This is a genomic window from Acidovorax sp. T1 (assembly GCF_002176815.1).
In the GTDB taxonomy this organism is placed as follows: Bacteria; Pseudomonadota; Gammaproteobacteria; order Burkholderiales; family Burkholderiaceae_C; genus Acidovorax.
On sequence record NZ_CP021648.1, the window covers coordinates 1,960,929 to 1,985,396 of the forward strand.

The window sequence follows — 24,468 nt, forward strand, 5'->3', positions numbered from 1 at the left end:
CCCGCGTTTCAGGCCTCTGGCCTACCCCAGCAGCGCCACCGCCACCGTCAGCACGCCCAGCATGAGGTTGATGCCCACCCAGGTGCGGATGCTGGCCAGCGCTTTGCCGCCAGCGGGCCAGTCGGATGCTGCCACGGACCGCTGCAGGCGCTTGAACAGTGCGAAACGAATGTGGCCGAAGATGGCCATCATCACCAGCCCGATCGTGGCCATCATGGTCCAGCCCAGTGGCATGGCAAAGCGGCCACCCGATTGCGCTGCCTCGTGCGCCGACTGGCCAATCATCCACAGGCCGCTGGCCAGCACCAGCACTACCGCCACCAGCACGGCGGCCAAAAAACGCTGCAGCACGTTATGCATGAGCCGCACGCGCGCGGCGGGCTCCAGCGCCTGGGCTGCGGGACGCAGGAAAAAGTGGGCAAACACCATGCCGCCGATCCAGACGATGAGGGATAGCAGGTGGACGAGTTTCAGGCTGGCGTAAAGCATGGTGTGGATCTTTGGACGGGAATGAGTGGGCAGCTGCCTGTGGCCTGGCGACGCGCATAGGGCGTGATGCCCTTGTGCGACGGCTCAGTGCTACGCACCTGACTGCGCGTGGCCGGGAACGCTGGCCATGTGCACCTGGTTGCCGCCGCCTTTCTTGGAAAGGTACATCGCAGCATCGGCATGGCTGAGCAGCAGGCTTTCGTCACCACCATCGTCCGGATAGATGGCAATGCCGATGCTGGGCCACATGGGCACTTGCTGGCCATCCAGATCAAAGGGCTGGGTGAATGTGGCCAGGATTTTCTCGGCCACCGCCGTCGCCTGCTCGGCCGCATGGCCGCTTTCCAGCAGCACGACAAACTCGTCACCGCCCAGCCGCGCCACGGTGTCCGAGGCGCGCACGCATTCCAGCAGGCGCTGCGCTACGCGCTGCAGCAGCAAATCTCCCATTGCGTGGCCCAGCGTGTCGTTCACCTGCTTGAAGCGGTCCAGGTCGATGAACAGCAGCGATAGCAGTGTCTGGTCGCGCTGGGCCCGGGCCAGGGCGGTTTTCAGGCGATCCAGAAACAGCTGCCGGTTGGGCAGGTGGGTAAGCTGGTCGTATTGCGCCATCTGCTGCAGCCGTTTGCGCATTTGTGTGCGTTCTATGGCAGATGCCACCTGGGTTGAGACAAATTGCAGCAGTTCCTTGTCCCGGTCGCCATAGCGGGCCTCCTCGGAATAGCCTTGCAGCACCAGCGCGCCCACCACGCCGGCCTGGGCGTGCAGCGGCACACCCAGCCAGTAAAGCGGCCTGGGCGCGGTGGCCATATGCGGCGCCGTGGGGGGCAGGCTGTCGGGCGTGAGCAGCAGGGTCTGCCCGCTGCGGATGACGTGGGAGCACAGCGCGTCCGCATCCAGGGAGCGCGGTGCGGGGGCCGGGTGGCGCTCGTTCACATGGTAGGGAAAGCTCACCGTGTCGTGCAGGCGGTCGTGCAGCGCGACGGAAAAATTGGAGGCGGGCAGCAGCGTGCCGATGGTCTGGTGGATCTGTGCGAACAGCGTGACCAGGTCTTCTGCCGCCTGCGCGGCCTCGGAGATGGAATAGATGGCCGCGTGCAGCGCTTCGGTGTGTTTGCGCTCGGTGATGTCGTGTGCCACCGCCAGCCGGACCTGCCGGTCAGCCACCCAGCGTGCCGTCCAGCGGATATGGGCGATTTGCCCATCCTTGCGCACATAGCGGTTCTCAAAATGCAGCTGGAGCTGACCTTCGGTCACGTGTTGCGCCTGGCGCTCGGTGGCGGCGAGATCGTCCGGGTGCACCATGTCCAGCATGCGCCTGCCAATGACCTCTTCGGGGGCATAGCCAAAGATTCGCTCGAATGCCGGACTGACATACACGATGGAACTGTCGGCCTTGACGATGCACACAGCGTCCAGAATCAGGTACACGATGTTCGGGGGGGCAAGGGGCGTCATCGCAGGAGTGGGAAAGTCTGGCAGGCCGGAATGAAGGCGGGTGTGGGGCGTTTTGCGAAGCGAGTGACGGCCCCATTGTGCCAGTGCAAAGCATCAATGTGGCGCTAGCCAGAAGATGTGGGCCTTGAATGCCGCTATTCTTCGGGGTGACTTTTCTGGCTTTCCTTCACTGTCCGTCTGTAGTTTTGCAAAGCCCCGATTCTTGATGGTATTTCCTACAAATCTGACCCGCCACCGGCATTGGCTGTTGGGCATTGCCGTGGCTGTGCTGGGACTTTTGACCACGGCGTGGGTGGCGCAGCAGCAGGCGCGCTCAGTGGCCACGATCTCCGAGGCTCGCTTTCTGCACGAAGCGCAGGCTTTTTCGGATGCCCTGGCGCAGCGCATGGCTACGAACACCGAAATCGTCCATGGCCTGCGGGGCCTGTTCATGGTCAACCCCGTGCTCAGCCGTGCCGACTTTGAGCGCGTTACCCGTGCGCTGGACGTGCGCCGGCGCTTCCCCGGCGTGCGCAATCTGGCCTTTACGCGCTACGTGACTGCTGCCCAGCGCCCTGCGTTTGAGGCGCGGGTGCGGGCTGACACGTCGTTGAGCCCAGCGGGGTTGCCGGACTTTGCCATCCACCCCTTGGGCGCGCGCCCCGAGTATTTTGTGGCCGAGTACCTGTGGCCCGAAGAGGGCAGCAAGGGTGTGCTGGGGCTGGATATCAGTGCGCAGCCGGCCAATCTGGCAGCCATGCGTTACAGCCGTGACACCGGCAAAACGGTGGTGTCGGCCCCGTTCGATCTGCTGCAGGAGCAGGACCATCGCACCGCATTTGTGCTGCGGGTACCTGTTTTTGGCCCGGCCCGACCGGGCGAGGCACCGCCGTTTCTGGGGGCGGTGGCGTCCACCATCCGCGTGCATGACCTGGTCGGAAGTCTGCGCAAGCTGGGCTACATGCATGGCATTGCGGTATCGATCACCGACCATGGCCCGGTGCATGGCGGCAAAGAGGGCAAAGAGGGCAAAGAGGGGGAAAAGGGGCTTCCCCTGCTGGCGCTGACCGACGTTCCGCTGGCCTCGGCGGCGCTGCATGAGGTGGACCTGGACGTGCACGATCGCCGCTGGCGCCTGGGCTTTTTACCCACGCAAGATTTCCTCTCGCCGTCCGAGCGGCGCTTGCCCATGTTGGCGGGTCTGGCGGGGGCGTTGGTTTCTGCGCTGCTGGCGGCGCTGGTGGTGTTGCTGGGTCGCCAGCGCGCGCTGGCATGGGCGCAGGTGCAGGTGTCTGATGACGCACGGCGCCAGAGCGAGGAGCGCCTCAGCGCCGTTTTCAAACAGGCGGCCGTGGGAATGGCGCAGATCGATTCGCTGACCGGGCGTTTCGTTCGCGTCAACCAGAAATATGCCGACATCGTCGGTTATTCGATTGAACAAATGTGCCAGACCGATTTTCAGGCCATCACTCACCCCGATGACTTGGCCGAGGACCTGGCCCATATGGAGCGCCTGAAAGTGGGCGAAATCGCTGAATTTCACATGGAAAAGCGCTATTTTCACCGCGATGGCCACACCCTGTGGGTGGATCTGACGGTGTCGCCCATGTGGACGCCGGGGGCGCGGCCCGAGTTTCACATCGCCGTGGTGCAGGACATCACCGCCCGCAAGCAGATGGAAGACAGCCTGCGCAGCAGCGAGTTGCGCCTGCGCAGCATTCTGCAGCGCCTGCCGGTCGGCGTGTGCCTGGTGCAGCAGGACGGGCACATGGCGTTTCGCAACGAGCGGTTTGTGCAGATTTGCGGCTACACCGAGGCCGATGTGCCCACGGGCCAGGAGTGGTGGAACGCGGCGTACCCCGACGCGCAATACCGCGAGCGCGCCCGCGCCGAATGGACCGCCGCGCGTGCCAGAGCGATCGAAGGCGACGGAACCATTGAATCGGGCGAATACACCATCCAGTGCAAGAACGGCCAGCAGCGCACCGTGGAAATTGCCGGTGTGATGGTGGATGGCGGCCACCTTTTCACCCTGGTGGATCTGAGCCAGCGCAAGGCCGACGAAGAAGAGATCCGCTACCTGGCCTTCTACGACCCGCTCACGCGCCTGCCCAATCGCCGTCTGCTCATGGACCGCTTGCAGCAGGCGCTGGCCGCCAGCGCCAGACACCGGCGCAGTGGCGCCTTGCTGCTGCTGGACCTCGACAACTTCAAAACTCTGAATGAAACCCAGGGCCACGAGCGCGGCGACCTGTTGCTGCAGCAGGTGGCCCAGCGGCTGCGCGGCTGCGTGCTGGAGGACGATACCGTGGCGCGCCAGGGGGGCGATGAGTTCGTGGTGGTGCTGGAAGACCTGGGCGACAACCCCGAAGTGGCCGCAGCGCGCAGCGAGGAAATCGGCCAGAAAATCCTCTCGGCGCTGCGCGAACCCTACCAGCTCGATGGCGAGGCCCACCACAGCTCGCAGAGCATGGGCATCACCGTTTTCAGCGGCATGCGCGAAACCGTGGACGAACTGCTCAAGCGGGCGGACCTGGCCATGTACCAGGCCAAGGCAGCGGGACGGGACACGCTGCGCTTTTACGACCCGCGGATGCAGGCCGCCGTGAGCACCCGAGCGGCCATGGAGCTGGACCTTCGAGCCGGGCTGGCTCTGGGCCAGTTCGAGCTGTATTACCAGCCGCAAATGGAGCATGGCCGCATCACCGGCGCCGAGGCGCTGCTGCGCTGGCGGCACCCGCACAACGGCTTCATCTCGCCGGCACAGTTCATTCCGCTGGCCGAGGAGTCGGGCCTGATCCTGCCGCTGGGCGAATGGGTGCTCAAGGCAGCCTGCGAGCGCCTGGCGCTGTGGGCCGATCAGCCGGGCCTTGCCGCGCTGGACCTGGCCGTCAACGTGAGCCCACGGCAGTTTCACCAGGGCGGCTTTGTGCCCCAGGTGCTGGCTGCACTGGCGGGCTCGGGCGCCGATGGGCATCGCCTCAAGCTCGAATTGACCGAAGGCCTGCTGCTGGAGGACGTGGAAGACACCATCGAAAAAATGGGTCAGCTCAGGGGTTACGGCGTGGGTTTTTCGCTCGACGACTTTGGCACCGGGTATTCATCGCTGGCCTACCTCAAGCGCCTGCCGCTGGACCAGCTCAAGATCGACCAGGGCTTTGTGCGCGACGTGCTCACCGACCCCAACGACGCAGCCATCGCCCGCACCGTGGTGGCGCTGGCCACCAGCCTGGGCCTGCGCGTGATTGCCGAGGGCGTCGAAACCGAAGCCCAGCGCAAGTTCCTGGCCCGCAACCATTGCCATGCCTGGCAAGGCTATCTGTCGAGCCCGCCGGTGCCGGCGGCCGAGTTTGAAGCGCTGGTGCTGCAGACCAATGGCCCTGCCGGGCCGCGGGCTGCGTAACCCGTGCCTGCAATATTGCCGCATTTTCATTATCAAAATTGATAGCTGTAAGCGCTTGTTTCATAAGCGCTAGAGGTCAATTTGATCAAATATCCATATTGCGCAACCGGCAGGCGCCTGCCAGGTGCTTTGTGGGCTGGGGGCGGGCGGGCGGCGCGGTATCATTCCGGTCCGGCTCCAGCCTGCGGGTTTTCCCCGTGGATGCGTGCGGCCCCGGTTTTTCCTGGCGTGTCCCCATTTTTTGCCTGAACCCCTGACCCGTGCGTCTTACCTCCATCAAGCTCTCCGGCTTCAAGTCGTTCGCTGAACCCACCAACTTCATGCTGCCCGGGCAACTGGTGGGCGTGGTGGGGCCGAACGGCTGCGGCAAGTCCAACATCATGGATGCGGTGCGTTGGGTGCTGGGCGAGAGCAAGGCCAGCGAGCTGCGTGGCGAGTCCATGCAGGACGTGATCTTCAGCGGCACCACCACGCGCAAGCAGGCCAGCCGTGCCAGTGTGGAACTGGTGTTCGACAACTCCGACCACCGCGCAGGCGGCCAGTGGGGACAGTACGGTGAAGTGGCGGTGCGCCGCGTGCTCACGCGCGACGGCACCAGCAGCTACTACCTCAACAACCAGCCCGTGCGCCGCCGCGACGTGCAGGACGTGTTCCTGGGCACCGGCCTGGGCCCCCGCGCCTACGCCATCATCGGCCAGGGCACCATCAGCCGCATCATCGAAAGTCGCCCCGAAGAGCTGCGCCTGTTTCTCGAAGAGGCTGCCGGGGTTTCCAAATACAAGGAGCGCCGCCGCGAGACGGAAAACCGCCTCTCGGACACGCGCGAGAACCTCACGCGGGTCGAAGACATCCTGCGCGAGCTGAACGCCAACCTCGAGAAGCTCGAAAAGCAGGCCGAGGTGGCCGCCAAGTACAACACCCTGCAGGCCGACGCCACGCTCAAGCAGCACCAGCTGTGGTTTTTGAAGCGCGCCGACGCTGAAGACCAGCAGACCAAGGTGCGCCTGGAAGGCCTGCAGGCGGTGAACGACCTCGAATCGCGCATGGCCGACCTGCGCGCCGTCGAGTCCGACCTCGAAACCATCCGCCAGGCCCATTACGCGGCTGGCGACCAGGTGAACCAGGCCCAGGGCAAGCTCTATGAAGCCACGGCCGAGGTCGGCAAGCTTGAAGCCGAAATCCGCTACGTGATCGAAGGCCGCCAGCGCGTGGAGCAGCGCCTGGTGACGCTGGCCGAGCAGATCGCCCAGTGGCAGGCCCGCAAGGAAGAGGCCGACAATGAGCTGGAGAACCTGGCCGGTGCCGGCGTCGATGCTGAAGAGCGCGCCGAGATGCTGGCCGCCCAGGTTGAAGAGCAGGCCATGCAGTTGCCCGACCTGGAAGAAGCCCTGCGCCAGGCGCAAAGCCGCACGGCCGAGCAGCGCAGCAGCGTGGTGCAGGTGCAGCAGCAGATTGGCGTGCTGGCCGCCGAGCAGCGCAGCATCGACGAACAAAGCCGCCAGCTGGACACCCGCTTTGAGCGCCTGCGCACCGACCGCAACGCCCTGGCCGCGCCCGACGAGGCCCGCTTGGCCAACCTGCGCGAACAGCTCGAAGAAGCGCAGGAGATTGCCGAAACCACCGAGGCCCGGCTGCACGAGCTGCAGGAATCCGTGCCCCAGCTCGACGACGACCGCCGTGCGCGCCAGCAGGCGGTGAACCGTGAAAGCGCACGCCAGGCCGAGTTGTCGGCCCGCATGGAAGCGCTGAAGGCGCTGCAGGAAAAGGTCAAGACCGACGGCAAGCTGCGGCCCTGGCTGGCCAAGCACGGCCTCGACGGCCTGCAAGGCCTGTGGAGCCGCATCCACATCGAGCCCGGCTGGGAAAACGCGCTCGAAGCCGCGCTGCGCGAGCGACTGGGCGCGCTGGAAGTAGGGCGCCTGGACATGGTGCGAGGCTTCCTCGGCTCTGGCGGCAACGACGCGCCGCCCGCGCGCCTGGCCTTCTACAGCGCACCCGCTGCGGGCCACCCTGAAACATCATCGCAGCACGCCCGCCTGTCGGACCTGCTGCGCCTTCATGATTCCGGCCTGCGTGCCGTGCTCATCGACTGGCTGCAAGGCTGCTACACCGCGCCCACGCTGGATGAAGCGCTGGCCCGCCGCAGCCAGCTGCAACCCGGCGAAGTGGTGTTCGTGCCCACGGGCCATGCCGTCAGCGCCCACAGCGTGAGCTTTTATGCGCAGGATTCCGAACAATCCGGCCTGCTGGCCCGCGCGCAGGAAATCGAGCACCTCGAAAAAGAATTGCGTGCCCAGGCGCTGATCGCCGAAGAATCGCGCACCGCCCTGGTCCGCGCCGAAGCCGCCTATGCCGACGCCACCCAGCGCCTGGTGGCCGCCCGCCGCGAAGCGACCGAAACCCAGGGCCGCGCGCACGAGCTGCAGGTTGAAACCCTGCGCCTGACCCAACTGGCCGAGCAGACCCGCGCGCGCAGCCAGCAAATCGACGCCGACCTGGCCGAGGTGGAGGCCCAGTTGGCCGACCTGCAGGAACGCCGTGTGGCCGCCGAGGCGCGCTTTGAAGAACTCGACATGCAGCTGGCCGACAGCCAGGAGCGCGAAGCCCAGCTGGGCGACCGCGTGATCGAGGCCGAGCGCAAGCTCACGGCCTGCCGCGAGCAGCAGCGCACATTGGAGCGCCAGGCGCAGGAGGCCACCTTCTCGCAGCGCAGCCTGGAGGCGCGCCGCGCCGAGCTGTCCCGCTCCATCGAAACCGCCACGCACCAGGCCACTTCGTTGGCCGACGAGCAGCAGCGCGCGCGTGACGAGCTGGCCCGTCTGTCCGACGCAGCCGCGCAAGGTGGCCTGCAGCAGGCGCTGGAGGCGAAGATGGAGCGCGAAAAAGCCCTGTCGGCCCAGCGCAGCGCATACGACGACCTCACCGCCAAGCTGCGCGCCAGCGACGAGCGCCGCATGCAGCTCGAACGCGCGCTCGACCCGCTGCGCGCCCGCATCACCGAATTCCAGCTCAAGGAGCAGGCCGCGCGCCTGGGCCTGGAGCAATACACCACGCTGCTGACCGACGCGCAGGCCGACCTCGAAGCCGTGGCCCAGTCGATTGCCGAGGGCAATGTGCGCGTGGGCGGCCTGCAAAGCGAAATCGACCGCCTGCACCGCGAGATCGCCGCCCTGGGCGCCGTCAACCTGGCTGCGCTCGACGAGCTGAAGCTGGCCAGCGAGCGCAAAATCTTCCTCGACGCACAGACGGCCGACCTGACCGAGGCCATGAACACGCTGGAAGACGCAATCCGCAAGATCGACGGCGAAACGCGCCAGCTGCTGTCGGGCACGTTCGACACCGTCAACGGCCATTTCGGGCGCATGTTCCCCGAGCTGTTTGGCGGCGGGCAGGCCCGGCTCATCATTACCGGCGACGAAATCCTGGATTCCGGCGTGCAGGTGATGGCGCAGCCGCCGGGCAAGAAGAACCAGACCATTCACCTGCTGTCGGGTGGCGAAAAGGCCCTGACGGCCATCGCGCTGGTGTTCGCCATCTTCCAGCTCAACCCCGCGCCGTTTTGCCTGCTGGACGAGGTGGACGCGCCGCTGGACGACGCCAACACCGAGCGCTACGCCAAGCTGGTCTCCAGCATGAGCAAGGAAACCCAGTTCCTGTTCATCAGCCACAACAAGATCGCCATGGAAATGGCCGAGCAACTGATCGGCGTGACCATGCAGGAGCAGGGCGTGTCGCGCATTGTGGCCGTCGATATGGAGTCGGCCCTCTCCATGGCAGAGATATGAAATCCCCCCTGAGTCGCTTCGCGCCTTCCCCCGCGGGGGACAACGCCAGTGGCCCGGCAAAGCCGGTTCCACGGCGTTTCTCGCCTGGGCCGCGCCAGTTGCGCGGGACGGCGGCTTGCGGCGCAACGGATCGCTGAGAACGTATTGATATGAGCACATTGCAACTGAGTCTGGCCATCATCGGTGGCCTGGTGCTGGCCCTCATCGTGGCCTACAACGCCTGGACCTCGCGCCGCAACGCGCCCAAGCGCGCTGTGCCGCAAGAGCCGGAGCGCACGGCAGAGCCCACGCTGCGCCAGGAACCCGCGTTCGATCTCGATGCGGCGGCGCCGGTGGATGGTGGCGCGTTTCATGGCCTTGACCGAGGCCCCGAGCCCGCCAGCCACACGGTGGATGCCGACGACGCCATGGAGCTGCCCGTGCCGCCCCTGCTGCACGAGCGCCGTCTGGGGCTGGACCCGCTGATCGACATCATCGCCTCGCTGCAGCCCGAGCAATCGGTGTCGGGCGATGCGGCGCTGGCCGCTTTGCCCCCCACGCGGCGTGCGGGCAGCAAGCCCTTTGCCATCGAAGGCCTCAACGAGGCGACGCAGCAGTGGGAGACGCCCGCGCCCGGCCAGCGCTACCAGAGCTTTCAGGCGGGAGTGCAGCTGGCCAACCGCACGGGCGCGCTCAACGAGATCGAGTTTTCAGAGTTTGTGGTGAAGGCCCAGGCGTTTGCCGACGCCATCAACGCGGCGCCCGATTTTCCCGACATGCTGCAGGAAGTGGCCCGCGCCCGCGAGCTCGACCAGTTTGCCAGCGACCACGATGCGCAGCTGTCTTTCATGCTGCGCGCCCGCCAGGCGGCCTGGAGCCCCGGCTATGTGCAGCAGAATGCCGCGCGCCTGGGCTTTGTGGTGGGCGCCATGCCCGGCCGGCTGGTGCTGCCCGCCAGCAGCGCAGGCCTGCCGCCCGTGCTGACGCTGGGCTATGACACGCAGGCCGCCCTGGCCGAAGACCCCGACCAGTCCGCCATCCGCGACATCACGCTGAGCCTGGATGTCGCCCAGGTGCACCGCAGCGAGCAGCCCTTCGCCCGCCTGCGCGAAGTGGCCGCCGCCCTGTGCGAGGCCATGGACGGCGTGCTGTGCGACCAAAACGGCACCCCGCTGCCCGCCATGGCCATGGACCCGATCGCCACCGATCTGGAACTGCTGTACGACCAGTTGGATGGGCGCGATTTGTCGGCGGGCTCGGTGCTGGCGCGGCGCCTGTTCAGCTGAGCCCTTGTGCGGTCATGACGGAAAATTTAGACCTGTTTTCGGCACCAGCGCCCGTGGATAAAGCGCAAGCAGCTATCAAAATAAAAGCGCTGCGCGACCAGCTCAACCACTGGGCGCACCAGTATTACGTGCTGGACGCGCCCACCGTGCCCGACGCCGAATACGACCGTGCCTACCGCGAACTGCAGGCCCTGGAGGCCGCGCACCCCGATCTCATCACCCCCGACTCGCCCACGCAGCGCGTGCTGGGCGCGGTGATGGACGGCCTGGCCCCCGTGCGCCACGCGGTTCCCATGCTCAGCATCCACACCGAAACCGACACCGAGGCCACCGGCGCGCAGGCGTTTGATGCGCGCGTGCGGCGCGAGCTGGGCCTGGCGGAATCCGACCCGCCCATCGAATACGTGGCCGAACCCAAGTTTGACGGCCTGGCCATGAGCCTGCGCTACGAAAACGGCCGCCTGGTGCAGGCCGCTACGCGCGGCGACGGCGAGGTGGGCGAGGACGTGACGCACAACATCCGCACCATCCGGCAAATCCCTTTGACCCTGCCAGAAGGCGTGCCGCCGCTGCTGGAAGTGCGCGGCGAGGTCTATATGCGCCGGGCCGACTTCGACGCGCTCAACGAGCGCCAGCGCGAGCAGGGCGGCAAGACTTTTGTGAACCCGCGCAATGCGGCGGCGGGCGCGGTGCGCCAGCTCGATTCCGGCATCACTGCCCAGCGGCCCCTGAGCTTTTTTGCCTACGGCCTGGGCGCCATCACGCCGCCCGCCGAAGGCGGCCCGGTGTTCCGCACGCATTACGAGATGCTGCAAACCCTCAAATCATGGGGTTTTCCGGTCGCAGCCCAGGTGGCTATTGCGCTAGGCGCTACGGAATTGGTAGCATTTCACCAGCAAGTGGGCGCCAGCCGCGATGCGCTGCCCTACGACATCGACGGCGTCGTTTACAAGGTCAACTCCCTGCAGCTGCAGCGCGACCTGGGCTTCAAGACCCGCGAGCCGCGCTGGGCCGTGGCGCACAAATATCCGGCGCAGGAGATGGCCACCAAGATCGAAGGCATCGACGTGCAGGTGGGCCGCACCGGCAAGATCACACCCGTGGCGCGGCTGGCGCCGGTGTTTGTGGGCGGGGTCACCGTCACCAACGCCACGCTGCACAACCTGTTCGAGATCCGCAAGAAGGGCGTGCGCGTGGGCGACACCGTCATCGTGCGCCGCGCGGGGGATGTGATTCCCGAGGTGGTGGGTGTGATGCCCGGCCACCGCGCGGGCTACGTGCCCAACTTCCGCATGCCCGCCGCCTGCCCCGTCTGCGGCAGCGCCGTGGTGCGCGAAAAAGGCGAGGCCAACCACCGCTGCACCGGCGGCCTGTTCTGCGCTGCCCAGCGCAAGGAGGCCATCCTGCACTTTGCCGCGCGCCGCGCCATGGACATCGAGGGCCTGGGCGACAAGCTGGTGGACCAGCTGGTGGACGCCAACATGATCCGCACGCTGCCCGACCTGTACCGCCTGGGCCTCACATCCCTCATCGCGCTGGAGCGCATGGCCGAGAAATCGGCCCAGAACGTGCTGGCCGCGCTCGAAAAATCCAAGCAGACCACCTTGCCGCGTTTTTTGTTCGGCCTGGGCCTGCGCCATGTGGGCGAGGCCACGGCCAAAGACCTGGCGCGCCACTTTGGCACGCTCGACGCCATCATGGATGCGAGCGTTGAGCAGTTGCTGCAGGTGCCCGACGTGGGCCCCGTGGTGGCGCAGAGCCTGCACACCTTCTTTCAGCAGCCGCACAACCGCGAGGTGGTGGAGCAGTTGCGCGCCTGCGGCGTGATCTGGCCCGAGGGCGCCCCGGCCGAGCGCGCGCCCCAGGTGCTGGCGGACAAGACCGTGGTGCTGACGGGCACCTTGCCCACCCTGAGCCGCGACGCCGCCAAGGATCTGCTCGAAGCCGCCGGCGCCAAGGTGGCCGGCTCGGTCAGCAAAAAAACCAGTTACGTGGTGGCGGGCGAAGAGGCTGGCAGCAAGCTCGCCAAAGCCCAGGAGCTGGGCGTGCCCGTGCTCGACGAGGCCGGCATGCTGGCGCTGCTGCAGCCGGCTGGTGGCGCCCCGGCGCAGGAAGGCGCCGCCTGATGGCGCTGACCCGGCGTGTCCCCCGGCTGGGCCTGGCCCTCGGCAGCGGCTCGGCGCGTGGCTGGGCGCATATCGGGGTGCTGCAGGTGCTCGACGAGGAGGGCGTGCGGCCCGACATTGTCTGTGGCTCGTCGATTGGCGCGCTGGTGGGGGCCGCCTACGCTGCGGGTGAGCTGAATCGTTTTGCCGACTGGGTGCAGGGCCTGGGCATGCGCGATGTGTTTGGCTTCATGGACTTCAACCTCTCGGGCGGCATGCTCAAGGGCGAAAAGCTGATCGCTTTCTGGCGCCGCAATTTCGCGGACTTTGACATCGAATCGTCGCCCATGCTGTTTGGCGCCGTGGCCACCGATCTGCATTCGGGCGCCGAAGTGTGGCTGCGCCATGGCTCCATCGCCGACGCGGTGCGCGCCTCGATTGCACTGCCGGGCCTGTTCACGCCCGTGGCGCGAGAAGACGGGCGGCTGCTGGTGGATGGCGGCCTGGTCAACCCCGTGCCCACGTCGCTGGCGCGTGCCATGGGGGCGGACATCGTGATTGGCGTGGACCTGAACTCCGACATCCTGCACCGCCACATGCAGCCGCTGGCCGTGGTGCAGGCGCCCGCGCCCGATGCCGAGGCGGCGCCCGAATCAGCGCCCGAGCCCGTGCCATCCAAGAGCGTTGGCTGGATGCAGCGCCTCACCCCCTGGCGCGCCGACGGCCCCGCAGTGCCCGCGCCGCAGCGCGTGCCGTCGGTGCTGGACGTGGTGATGACCAGCGTCGCCATCATGCAGATGCGCATCACCCGCAGCCGCATGGCCGGCGATCCGCCCGAGATGGTGGTGGCGCCCGCGCTGTCCAGCCTGGGGCTGCTCGACTTTCACCGCGCCAGCGAGGCCATCGAAGAGGGCCGCCGCGCCGCCAAGGCCAGCCTGCCGCAGCTGCAGCGCTTTATGCGGTGATACTCCTTATTTAATAGCTAGTACCGCTTTGTATATAAGCCCTAGCGGCCATTTTTATACTGTTTTTCATGTCTGTTTTTGAACCCCCGCGCACCCGCTGGGCTGCGCTGCGTTCGGCGCTGGACCGCTTGCTGCGCCGGCCCGAGCGGCTGGTTTCGCTGCACAGTCTGGCGTGGCTGCTGGCCGCCTTGCCGCTGGCGCTGCTGCTGTATGCGGTGGCGCTGGTGCCCTTTACGCCGGGTATCAGCGACATCCGCAAGGCCAAGAGCGAGCTGCCCGCGCAACTCATGTCGGCCGACGGCAAGCTGCTGGCCGAATACCGCTGGGCCAACCGCGAGTGGGTGGCGCTCGAGCAGATTTCACCGCATGTGGTCAATGCGCTCATCGCCACCGAAGACCACCGCTTCTACAGCCACTGGGGCCTGGACTGGCGGCGCACGGCGTCGTCGGTGGTGTTCACGCTGCGGGGCGACACGCAGGGCGGCTCGACCATCACGCAGCAGCTGGCGCGCAATCTTTTCCCTGAGGAAATCGGCCGCTCGCGCACCCTCACGCGCAAGCTCAAGGAGGCGATCACCGCCTTCAAGATCGAGGCGTCTTACACCAAGCCCGAGATTCTGGAGACCTACCTCAACACCGTGCCGTTTCTGTACAACGCCTACGGAATCGAGATGGCCGCGCGCACGTATTTCGACAAGTCGGCCGACCAGCTCAACGTGCTGGAAAGCGCCACGCTGATCGGCATGCTCAAGGGCACGGCCTACTACAACCCGGTGCTCAACCCCGAGCGCGCCAAGGCGCGGCGCAACACCGTGCTGTCGCAAATGCTCAAGCGCGGCAAGCTGGAGCAAAAGCAGTTCGATGCGCTGCAAAAGCGCCCGCTGCGCGTCAACTTCGAGCGCCAGACCGAGGTGATGGGGCCCGCGCCGCACTTTGCGGTGCAGTTGCGCAAGCAGCTGATCGAATGGGCCGACAGCAAGGGCTACAGCCTGTATTCCGACGGCCTGGTGATTCGCACCACCATCGATTCGCGCCTGCAGGCCTATGCCAACCAGGCCGTGGCGCGCCAGGGCCGCCAGCTGCAGGGCGTGGCCGATGCGGCCTGGGCCCGGCGCGATGGCTGGACGGCGCGCAACCCGCTGGTGCAAAGCCTGGTGCGCGAGTCGCCCGAGTACCGCGCTGCTGCGGCCAGGCAAGACGCCCCGCCGCCCGACGAAATCCTCGAAGGCCTGCTGGCCGACGCCGCCTTCATGCGCAAACTGCGCAACGAGAAAACCCGGGTGCAGGCCGGCTTTCTGGCGCTGGACCCGCGCAACGGCCATGTCCGCGCCTGGGTGGGCAGCCGCGACTTTGCCCAAGACCCTTTCGATCATGTGCAGGCGGCGCGCCGCCAGCCCGGCTCCACCTTCAAGCCCTTTGTGTATGGCGCGGCCTTTGCGCAGGGTGCGCTGCCCACCGATACGCTGATGGACCAGGCGGTCGAGATTGCGTTGGGGGGCGGCAATGTGTGGCGCCCCAGCGATGGCGGCCCGCCCAGTGACGAGCCCATGACGCTGCGCGACGGCCTGGCCTATTCGAAAAACACCATCACCGCCCAGCTCATGCAGCGGGTGGGACCCGCCAAGGTCGCCCAGCTGGCCCGTGCCATGGGCGTGCGCCAGAGCCCGCTCGACGAGGTACCGGCGCTCGCGCTGGGCACCAGCCCCGTGACCCTGAAGGAAATGGTGACAGCCTACGGCACCATCGCCAGTGCGGGCCGTTACCGCGCACCGGTGCTCATCACCCGCATCGAAGACCGCCATGGCCATGTGCTGCAGACCTTTGCCGATGCAGCGCCCGAACAGGTGCTGCCCCTGGAGGCCGCGCAAACCCTGCGCAATGCCATGCGTGGCGTGATCGACAAGGGCACGGGTGTGGCCATTCGAGCGCGCTACGGCATACAGGCCGATGTGGCGGGCAAGACCGGCACCACGCAGGACAACGCCGACGGCTGGTTCATTCTGATACACCCGCAGCTGGTGGCCGGTGCCTGGGCCGGCTTCAACGACGGCCGCATCACCCTGCGCAGTGATTACTGGGGCCAGGGCGCGCACAGCGCACTGCCCATGGTGGGCGATTTTGTGCAGCAGGCGCTGCGCAGCCGGATCATCGATGCCGGCGAGCGTTTCACGGACCAAGAGCAGGTCAGCCCGCTGGGCCGTGCGCTGGAGGGAGTGCGCGGCTGGTGGAACGGCCTGTTCGGTCCCGACGCGGCACCACCCACGCCGGCCCCGCCAGAGCCGCGCCGCGCGCCCGCGCCGCCGCCCCAGATGGCGGAGCCCCCCGAACTGACGCCACTGCCCGACGCCAGCCCCCAGGCGCCGGAGCTGCGCATACCCGATGTGGTGCTTACGCCTACGCCCCCGCCATCGGACCCGGTGGAGCCGGGCAGGGGGGTGGACCGGCCCGGTCCCATGGGAGGCAACCCGCCGCTGGTGATGGAAAGCCCGCCCTGAACCTGCTTGCTTGTGCGATGCGGCGGTGAACTCGTCCGAGGTCCGCCGCCACCGCGTGGTGCTGGTCCAGTCATGGCTAGCGACAGGCCAACTTCCTCATGCCGCCTGGCGTTGCAGGTTTTCCGGGCTATTGGTTCCGCTGCGCAACAACGCCATCAAGTGCCCTGCGTCCATGCACTGCACCAGCGTCTGACTCTGGTTGGCCCGGATCAGATGGGTGATGAGTTGACCTTGCTGTCCAGGCATGGCGGGGGCTTTAATGATTTGGTCGCGTGCAAAGGCGGTGACACCATGCAGCTCGCTCACCAGCAGGCCTGTGCGGCGGCCACCGTGCTGCAGCACGATGACCTGGCTTTCCTGCGTGATTTCGGAGGGTTGGCCGCGCAGCAGATGGCCCAGGTCGAACACCCAGACGTAACCGGTGATGCTGTCATGGGCCTTGCGTGCCAGCGCGCCAACACAATAGGGCTGGCGGCCCGCCGACACCGGGGCGATGGCGCTGGCGCTCTGCGCTTCCAGCACCGATCCGGCGTCCAGCGCGAACAGTGCGGAATCGACAAAGAAGGTGGCCATTTCCTGGCCATCCAACGCAGTGGACATGGATTGCAGTGCGGTGCGCTGGCGTTGCGCGGCATCGAGTGCACCGTTTTGTACGGCGCCGAGCGACTCGAAGGACAGCGCCAGCACATCGTCGCGGTAGCCGTCGCTGACCTTGAACTCGCGGTAGCCGTTGGACGCCGAGCAGCCGACGATGCAGTAATGGCCGTCGTGCACCATGGCGCGCGACACGCTCGCGCCACGGCCCTGCTGCAGCATCTCGGGGGGCAATGGCAGGGTGCTGCCGACGGCACGGTGCGGGTCGGTGCTGGCCAGCACCAGGCCTTGGCGATCGATAAACACCGTGCGGGTGCCTGGCTTGTCGGCCGTGGCGCCGCGCAGCATGGCGTCCAATTCGGCGGCTGCATTAAAGACGATGCCTATGCCGCCCACCACCGTCTGGTCGTTGCCCGGCGCGCGGATGGCTGCGTGGTAGATGTAAGTGGCCTGGCCATCGCACAGTGGCGAGGGCTGCCAGGGGGTGGCGTAGTAAGACTGGGTATCGGGCAGCGCCAGCACGGCGGCCAGCGTCGCGGCATCCACATGGCTACCCAGCACAGAGCTGCCGTCCCCGCTGCAAGGCCGGCTGGCGGCGACGATCCGGCCCTGGCAGTCATACACCACGAGGCGGGTGTACACGGTGTAGAGCGCGTTGATGTGCTCCAGAATCTGATGGATTTGCTGCCAGTCGCCCGTATCGGGCTGGGCCAGGGCGGCACGCAACTCGGGTGTGTGCGCCCACCAGCGGCAATCGTTGGCCCGCTCATACAGATTGCGGTCCAGCAGATCTACCAGCAGGCGGGTGAGGAGTTCGCTGTCGCGCATGCGTGAGCTGAGCACGGTGTCGTACAGGTCGCGGATGGACTGGGTGAATACCTCGTTGGTGCGTGCGCCGGTTTCACCAATCTGCTCCAGCACGGCCTTGAGCTGGTGCTGGCCGCCGCGCTCGCCGGCTGTCATGACCTGGCCGTTCCACACCACACGACGAATGGTGTCCGCTGCGGTGACGATTTCGTGCAATGGCGGGCAAAAGCTTTGTGCATGTGCCAGCAGGCCCTGGGCGATGGCCGGCTCCAGGTTGTCAAGAGCGCGGCCCTGCTTGCCGGAAAACGCCAGTTCGATTGGCACCATGACCTGGCCCTTCCAGCCCGCCGGGCCGGGATAGCCCTGGTAGCCCTGCGATGCCACGGTCTGCACCAGGTAAGTGCGGCCACTGCGCAACAGTAACTGCGGTGCACCATGCTGGTTCACAGGCACCGGGGCGCCGACCGGGATCCAAAGCGGATCGCCGCTGGCAATCACGCGGTGCTCGCCATCGAGCAGCAGCGCAATGCTGCGACGGTCTTCGTTGGCGCGGGATTGGAAGATGCCTTCCATTTCGCCCTGGAACGCAAAGCTCAGGCACAGCACACCCACGGGCTCGCCGGTGCGCGGGTCGAGCATGCGGTGCGAATAGATCAGGGCGTGCTCTTTGCCGGGGCGCAGGCTGGTGGGGCGGAAGGTTTCCACGTAGCCCTGGTGTTGCAGCGTCTGCGCGATCAGTGGGTCGTGGCTGCCTTCCACGGGCGACTCTTCGTCAATCTGCGCCAGCACATTGCCGTTCCGGTCGAGCAGCATGATTTCGTCGTACACCGTGTACTTGTTGCGGTATTCGCGCAGGCGCTCCAGCACCGGCGCTGGTTCAGTGTCCTGGCCCGCCACGAAGCGACACAACTCCTGGTCGGTGGCCAGAAAGCCCACGTCAGCCGTGCGCTCGTAGAGGTTGCGCACCACGATGTCGATCACATGGCGGGCGCTGGTGCCGATTTCGGCCATGACTTCGCTGAGCGACTCTTGCACCAGCGAGCTGACCAGATCGCGCTCCAGCCTTTGAAATCCGGTGCGCGTGGCCGCCATCATCGGCAAGATGCTGTGGGCCTCCTCAGGACAGTTCATCTTGGCCGACGATTCGATCAGGCGCCACATCAGGTTGAGCTCACGCAGCGAGTTTTCGCAGCGCAGCACATCGCGCATGAAGGGCATGAACTCGTCGGTGTTCAAGCGGGTGTTGGTTGCCAAGCCCATGGTCTTTTCTCCTTGAGGCACGAGAGCACAAAGCCATTGCCGTGCTCTGGTTACTTGTTGATACGTATCAAGCAATAACCGGGCCGGAGCGTTGTTGGAATGGAGAAGAAGTGTTGCCAATGAAAACGGCCACTGTACGCAGTGGCCGTTGGGAAATCAGAAGTCGGAAGGCAGAAGGCGTTGCCTGGCGCGGCGGAACTACTCGACGTCGATGCAGTGCAGCCCGAAGCTGCCACGGCGCCGGTCGGCAAAGTACGCCTCCAGCGTTTCTTTGACGGTGCGAAAAGCCAGCTCGTCCCAGGGCACCTCGGCTTCTGTGAACAGGCGCGCCTCAATGGTCTCGTAGCCGGGGTTGAACTGCTCGCTGAGCAGCCGGGCGCGATAAAAAAGGTGCACCTGGCCCACGCGGCGCACGTTCAGCAGGCTGAACAGCGGCCCCATTTCGATCTGGGCGCCGGCCTCTTCGTCGGTTTCACGGGCTGCGCCCTGGGCGGTGGTTTCATCGAGCTCCATGAACCCGGCGGGCAGCGTCCATTTGCCCCAGCGCGGCTCGATGTTGCGTTTGCACAGCAGCACGCGGCCATCGGCGAACTCGGGCACGGTGCCCACCACGTTCAGCGGGTTCTCGTAGTGCACGGTGTGGCAGGCAGGGCACACGGCGCGCTGCTTGGTGTCGCCGTCGTCGGGCAGGCGGTAAACCACGGCCGTGCCGCATTCGCGGCAGTGTTTGATGGGGCTGCGCAAGGTCATGCAGAGAATATAGGTAAAACAGGCCGCTAGCGCTTATGGATAAAGCGCTAGCAGCTATGAAAAGTGAAGTAAATGCGGGCGCTTTCTGGCTGGCTACACCACGCTCAGGCGCAGCGTGGGCAGGCCGTCCACAGCGCCTTCCAGCGTGTCGCCGCGCACCACGGCGCCCACGCCTTCGGGGGTGCCGGTGTAGATCAGGTCGCCGGGGGCCAGCTCCCACGCGGCCGACAGGTGCTCGATGGTTTCGGCAATGTTCCAGATGAGCTGGGACACGTTGCTGCGCTGGCGGTCGGCGCCGTTGACCTGCAGCCAGATGGCGGCTTGGGCGACGTCGCCCGCCTGCGCGGCCGGGGTGATGGGTCCGATGGGGGCGCTGGCGTCAAAGCCCTTGCCGATGCACCAGGGGCGGCCCTGCTTTTTCATGTCGTTTTGCAGGTCGCGGCGCGTCATGTCCAGGCCCACGGCGTAGCCGTAGATGTGTTGCAGCGCATCGGCGGCTTTGATGTTTTTTCCGCCCTTGCCAATGGCCACCACGAGTTCGATCTCGTGGTGCAGGTTGGCCGTGAGGCTGGGGTAGGGCAGCTGGCCGGTTTCGCCGGCGTTGACCACGACGATGGCGTCGGCCGGTTTCAGGAAGAAGAACGGCGGCTCGCGGCCGGAGAAGCCCATTTCCTTGGCGTGTTCTTCGTAGTTGCGGCCCACGCAATAGATGCGGTGCACCGGAAAACGGTCGCCAGAGCCTACAACAGGCACGCTGGCCACGGGCGCGGGAGAAAAAACATAGCTCATGTTTGGTCTTTCTTCTACAGGAGGGAGCAACGATGCGGGGGCGTTGGCGCGATGGCAGACGGTGGTGCAGTTGCACTGTGGCGCCGCCCTGCAGCAGTGTGCCACGGGGGCCGCCAGTCTGCTGGTGGGGCGCTACACTCGCGCCCATGGCACAGAGCTTCGATTTGCATCAGGCGCCAGGCCACCTTGTCCGGCGTGCGCACCAGCGCGCCGTGGCGCTTTTCATGGAAGAAACGGCCGGTTTTGACGTGACCCCGGTGCAGTTCGCCATCCTGAACGAATTGATCAACCAGCCCGGTGCGGACCAGGTGACGCTGGCCGCCCGCGTGGCACTGGATGCCGCCACATCGGGATCGGTGATCGGCCGCCTGGAGGCGCGTGGCTGGATCCGGCGGGTGCCCGACGCGCGGGATCGGCGGCGCAAGCTCTTATGGGTTACGCCGGCCGGCGCGGCAGTGGCACTGCAGTTGCGCGCCAATGCCCAGCGGGTGCAAGAGCGCCTGATGGCGCCGCTGTCGCAAGCCGAGGTGGGGCAGCTCCAGGCCCTGCTGACCAAGCTGGTGTGCGGCCCGGCAGTGCCGGGCAATGTCGGTGCCCCGCACCCGCCGCTTTCTGATTTACCTCTGCTCTCCAACCCATGAAACTCTTCAGCTATTTCCGTTCATCGGCTTCGTTTCGTGTGCGCATCGCGCTGCATTACAAGGGGCTCGACTACGACTACATCCCGGTGCACCTGGTGCGCGGCGAGCACCACGACCCGGCCTATACCGGCCGGGTGGGTGACGCGCTGGTGCCCACCTTGCTGACCGACGATGGCGTGGCGCTGTCTCAGTCCATGGCCATCATCGAATACCTCGATGAAACCCATCCCACGCCGCCCTTGCTGCCCGCCGAGCCGCTGGCCCGCGCCCATGTGCGGGCATTGGCCCAGATGGTGGCGTGCGAGATGCACCCGCTGAACAACCTGCGGGTGCTGAAATATCTGGTGCACGAGCTGAAGGTGGACGAAGCCGGCAAGAACGCCTGGTACATCCACTGGGCCCGCAGCGGGCTGGAGGCGTTCGAGCGCCAGTTGGTGGTGCTGGCGCAGCAGCGCGCCACGCAGGGGCTGGCGCCTTCGGTGTATTGCTGGGGCGATGCACCCACGCTGGCCGATTGCTGCCTGGTGCCGCATGTCTTCAATTGCCAGCGCTTCAACGTCAACCTGGAAGGGGTGCCGCTGACCATGGCGGCCTTCGCCGCCTGCATGGCGCTGCCCGCATTCCAGCAGGCACAGCCCTCGGCCTGCCCGGACCACCAGCCTTGAACAAGCCATGAACCAGCCCCCCGGCATAGGCCACGTCGACTGGCTGCAGCCGCAGTGGCCCGCGCCTGCCGGTGTGCACGCCCTGTGCACCACGCGGGCTGGCGGTGTCAGCAGCGGCCCCTATACCAGCCTGAACCTGGGCAGCCATGTGGGTGATGCGCCAGGGGCCGTGCTGGCCAATCGGCAGCGACTCCAAGCGGCGGTGCAAGGCGCCTCACCGGGCGCCCGGGCGGTGTTTCTGAACCAGGTGCATGGCACGGTGGTGGCCGATATCGACCCTGCAACGCCCGATGGCACCGAGGCCGACGCCTGTGTGGCCACGCAGCCGGGCGCGGTCTGCACCATCATGGTGGCCGATTGCCTGCCCGTGCTGCTGGCGCATGGCTCGGGCGCGATGGTGGGCGCGGCCCACGCGGGCTGGCGCGGGCTGGCGGGAATGGACGGGACGGGTGTTCTGGAAGCGGTTTTTGAGCGTTTTAAGGCTCTAGCCCATACAGATAAAGCGCTAGCAGCTATCAAAAATGAATCGACTGAAACGATAGCCGCCCACACCATGGCGTGGCTGGGGCCCTGCATCGGCCCCACTGCCTTTGAGGTGGGGGCCGAAGTGCGCGAAGCGTTTTGTCAGCACCACCCGGCGGCCCAGGCCTGCTTTGTGCCGCAAGGCCAGGGCAAGTTTCTGACCGATCTGGCGGGGTTGGCGCGGCTGCGGCTGCGTGCACTGGGTGTCACGCAGATCTTTGGCAACGACAGCACTGCGCCCTGGTGCACCGTGGGCAATGCCTCACGGTTCTTTTCGTACCGGCGCGACCAACGGGTCCTGGGCGGCAGCGGCCGCATGGCCGCCTGCATCTGGCGCGACGCAAGTAGCAGCTGACGGCAACTTGGGCAAAGGCTCCACTGGCGACGCAATGGGCGCGGGCGCTTGCTGCGCCGCCTGCTGCGCGTCGTAGGCGGCTTGCTCGGGCTGCTCGCGCGCCTTGATGGCCCGCTTGCGCCCGGGGGTGCCCAGGATGTACGCCACGATGCCCATCGGCAGCAGGCCATACAGCACAAACGTGACCAACGCACCCAGCAGGCTACCGGTGCTGCTGGTGGCTTCAGCGACGGCCATCATGAGGGTGACATACAGCCAGGCGATGATGACAAGGTACATAAGCAGAAGAGACAAAGACGCTGGTGAACGTTGCCTTGCGGCACCATGTGGGCAACAATGGTGCAAAAGCCCATGCAGTGCGACCGCCCCACCATTGAGGAGACAACATGAATTCTGAAGCACTTTGGGCCCAAGGCGCCCAGCAATTCCAGCAGATTTTCGGTGACAGCTGGACGAAAGCGTTGCAGTCTTTTCAATCTGCTGAAACGGCGGGGCGCCTTCCGGGGGGCGCCCCCGTGCAGTTTTCTTCGACCAAGCTGCAGGCGCTGCAACAGCAGTATCTTCAGGATGCCAAGGAACTGTGGGCCCAGGGCTTGCAGGCCACACCCGAAATCAAGGACCGGCGTTTCACGGGCGATGGCTGGGCCAGCAACCCGGTGGCGGCTTTTTCGGCTGCAGCTTACCTGCTCAACGCACGCACTTTGATGGGCCTGGCCGACGCCGTGGAGTCCGACGAAAAAACCAAGGCCCGCATCCGTTTTGGCGTGGAGCAATGGATGGCCGCCATGGCACCCAGCAACTTCCTGGCCTTCAACGCCGAAGCGCAAAAGAAAGCCATCGAGACCAAGGGTGAGAGCATTGCCAAAGGCATGCAAAACCTGCTGCACGACATCACCCAGGGCCATGTGTCGATGACCGACGAAAGCCTGTTCGAGGTGGGCCGCAACGTGGCCACTACCGAAGGCGCCGTGGTGTTTGAAAACGAGCTGTTTCAGCTGCTCGAATACAAGCCCCTGACCGCCAAGGTGTACGAGCGCCCGTTCCTGCTGGTGCCGCCTTGCATCAACAAGTTCTACATCCTCGACCTGCAGCCCGAGAACTCGCTGATCCGCTACGCCGTCGAACAAGGCCACCGCACCTTTGTGGTGAGCTGGCGCAACCCCGATGACAGCCTGGCCCACAAGACCTGGGACGACTATGTGGAAGACGGTGCCATGGCCGCCATCGACGTGGTGCAGAACATTACCGGCGCCGAGCAGGTCAACGCCCTGGGTTTTTGCGTGGGTGGCACCATCCTGAGCAATGCCCTGGCGGTGCTGGCCGCGCGTGGCGATGATCCTGTGGCCAGTGCCACCTTTCTCACCACGCTGATCGACTTCACCGACACCGGCATCCTCGACGTGTTCATCGACGAGGCTTTCGTGAAGTTCCGCGAAATGCAGCTGGGCAAGGGCGGGCTCATGAAGGGGCAGGACCTGGCCTCGACCTTCAGTTTTCTGCGACCCAATGATCTGGTGTGGAATTACGTGGTGGGCAACTACCTCAAGGGCGAAACGCCGCCACCATTTGACCTGCTTTACTGGAACAGCGACAGCACCAATCTGCCCGGGCCGTTCTACGCCTGGTATCTGCGCAATTTCTATCTCGAAAACAACTTGGTCAAGCCTGGCAAGCTGATCGTGTGCGGCGAGAAGATGGACCTCGCCAACCTCACGCTGCCGGTCTACATCTATGGCTCGCGCGAAGACCACATCGTGCCCATCAACGCCGCCTATGCCTCCACCCAGGTGCTGCCCGGTAAAAAGCGCTTTGTGATGGGCGCCTCGGGCCACATCGCCGGTGTCATCAACCCACCCGCCAAAAACAAGCGCAGCCACTGGATTCGCGCCGACGGCAAGCTGCCCGCCACCCTCGACCAATGGCTGGAAGGCGCCACCGAGTATCCCGGAAGCTGGTGGACCGACTGGTCCACCTGGCTCAAGGGCCAGGCCGGCAAGCAGATTGCGGCGCCCAAGGCCTACGGCAAAGGCACCCGGTTCAAGGCCGTCGAGCCGGCGCCGGGCCGCTACGTCAAGCAAAAGGCCTGACTGAAACGCGGTAGGCGGCTGCGAGAATCTGAAAAACCCCGCCGGGGCTCGAAA

Annotated in this window: 16 protein-coding genes; 10 read left to right on the top strand and 6 right to left on the bottom strand. The window is 66.0% G+C overall.

Annotated features, from left to right (window positions below; translation table 11 throughout):
- Positions 1–21: 21 nt before the first annotated feature.
- Together CCX87_RS09200 and CCX87_RS09205 are read right to left on the bottom strand one after the other, a co-directional pair.
- Positions 22–489 carry a CopD family protein gene (locus tag CCX87_RS09200; RefSeq protein ID WP_087745699.1) on the bottom strand — a complete coding sequence of 156 codons (468 nt, stop codon included), beginning with the start codon at positions 487–489 and terminating at the stop codon, positions 22–24.
- 90 nt (positions 490–579) lie between these two features.
- Positions 580–1,947 carry a sensor domain-containing protein gene (locus CCX87_RS09205; protein ID WP_087745700.1) on the bottom strand — a complete coding sequence of 456 codons (1,368 nt, stop codon included), beginning with the start codon at positions 1,945–1,947 and terminating at the stop codon, positions 580–582.
- Between the two features lie 205 nt (positions 1,948–2,152).
- On the opposite strand from CCX87_RS09205, the gene CCX87_RS09210 reads away from it, so the two are divergent.
- From CCX87_RS09210 to CCX87_RS09235, 6 genes are all read left to right on the top strand, one after another.
- Entirely contained in the window at positions 2,153–5,329 is a 3,177-nt protein-coding gene (locus CCX87_RS09210) for a bifunctional diguanylate cyclase/phosphodiesterase (protein WP_087745702.1), read from the top strand.
- 260 nt (positions 5,330–5,589) lie between these two features.
- Positions 5,590–9,114, top strand: a complete 3,525-nt coding sequence (smc, locus tag CCX87_RS09215; protein ID WP_087745704.1) for a chromosome segregation protein SMC — start codon at positions 5,590–5,592, stop codon at positions 9,112–9,114.
- Between the two features lie 149 nt (positions 9,115–9,263).
- Positions 9,264–10,379, top strand: a complete 1,116-nt coding sequence (locus CCX87_RS09220; RefSeq protein WP_087745707.1) for a cell division protein FtsZ — start codon at positions 9,264–9,266, stop codon at positions 10,377–10,379.
- A 14-nt stretch (positions 10,380–10,393) separates the two neighbouring features.
- Complete coding sequence (ligA, locus tag CCX87_RS09225) at positions 10,394–12,505, top strand: NAD-dependent DNA ligase LigA (RefSeq protein ID WP_087745709.1); 2,112 nt, start codon at positions 10,394–10,396, stop codon at positions 12,503–12,505.
- Positions 12,505–13,449 carry a patatin-like phospholipase family protein gene (locus tag CCX87_RS09230; RefSeq protein ID WP_087745711.1) on the top strand — a complete coding sequence of 315 codons (945 nt, stop codon included), beginning with the start codon at positions 12,505–12,507 and terminating at the stop codon, positions 13,447–13,449. Before ligA ends, CCX87_RS09230 begins: the two co-directional genes overlap by 1 nt.
- 68 nt (positions 13,450–13,517) lie before the next feature.
- Entirely contained in the window at positions 13,518–15,944 is a 2,427-nt protein-coding gene (locus tag CCX87_RS09235; protein WP_087745714.1) for a penicillin-binding protein 1A, read from the top strand.
- Between the two features lie 96 nt (positions 15,945–16,040).
- Here the strand turns inward: CCX87_RS09235 and CCX87_RS09240 are convergent, their stop codons facing one another.
- The 3 genes from CCX87_RS09240 to CCX87_RS09250 form a co-directional block, all read right to left on the bottom strand.
- Positions 16,041–18,605, bottom strand: a complete 2,565-nt coding sequence (locus CCX87_RS09240; protein ID WP_087745716.1) for a chemotaxis protein CheW — start codon at positions 18,603–18,605, stop codon at positions 16,041–16,043.
- Positions 18,606–18,803: 198 nt separating this feature from the next.
- The gene (locus tag CCX87_RS09245; protein ID WP_087745718.1) at positions 18,804–19,355 is read right to left on the bottom strand and encodes an NUDIX hydrolase; all 552 of its coding nucleotides are present in this window, start codon (positions 19,353–19,355) and stop codon (positions 18,804–18,806) included.
- Between the two features lie 93 nt (positions 19,356–19,448).
- On the bottom strand, positions 19,449–20,144 hold the full coding sequence (locus CCX87_RS09250; protein ID WP_087745720.1) for a fumarylacetoacetate hydrolase family protein: 696 nt from the start codon (positions 20,142–20,144) through the stop codon (positions 19,449–19,451).
- Positions 20,145–20,290: 146 nt separating this feature from the next.
- On the opposite strand from CCX87_RS09250, the gene CCX87_RS09255 reads away from it, so the two are divergent.
- From CCX87_RS09255 to pgeF, 3 genes are read left to right on the top strand one after another with little or no spacing between them, the layout of a single operon-like run.
- Entirely contained in the window at positions 20,291–20,785 is a 495-nt protein-coding gene (locus tag CCX87_RS09255) for a MarR family winged helix-turn-helix transcriptional regulator (RefSeq protein WP_087745722.1), read from the top strand.
- Positions 20,782–21,450, top strand: coding sequence for a maleylacetoacetate isomerase (gene maiA, locus CCX87_RS09260; RefSeq protein WP_087745724.1), 669 nt, complete (start codon positions 20,782–20,784; stop codon positions 21,448–21,450). The genes CCX87_RS09255 and maiA overlap by 4 nt, the downstream gene beginning before the upstream one ends.
- 7 nt (positions 21,451–21,457) lie before the next feature.
- Positions 21,458–22,327: a peptidoglycan editing factor PgeF gene (gene pgeF / locus CCX87_RS09265; RefSeq protein WP_087745726.1), complete on the top strand. Its 870-nt coding sequence runs from the start codon at positions 21,458–21,460 to the stop codon at positions 22,325–22,327.
- On the opposite strand, the gene CCX87_RS09270 is transcribed toward pgeF, so the two are convergent.
- Positions 22,235–22,606: a hypothetical protein gene (locus tag CCX87_RS09270; RefSeq protein ID WP_087745728.1), complete on the bottom strand. Its 372-nt coding sequence runs from the start codon at positions 22,604–22,606 to the stop codon at positions 22,235–22,237. The genes pgeF and CCX87_RS09270 overlap by 93 nt on opposite strands.
- Positions 22,607–22,713: 107 nt before the next feature.
- Here CCX87_RS09270 and CCX87_RS09275 point away from each other — a divergent pair, with 107 nt between their 5' ends.
- Complete coding sequence (locus CCX87_RS09275) at positions 22,714–24,414, top strand: PHA/PHB synthase family protein (RefSeq protein ID WP_087745730.1); 1,701 nt, start codon at positions 22,714–22,716, stop codon at positions 24,412–24,414.
- Positions 24,415–24,468 lie beyond the last annotated feature (54 nt).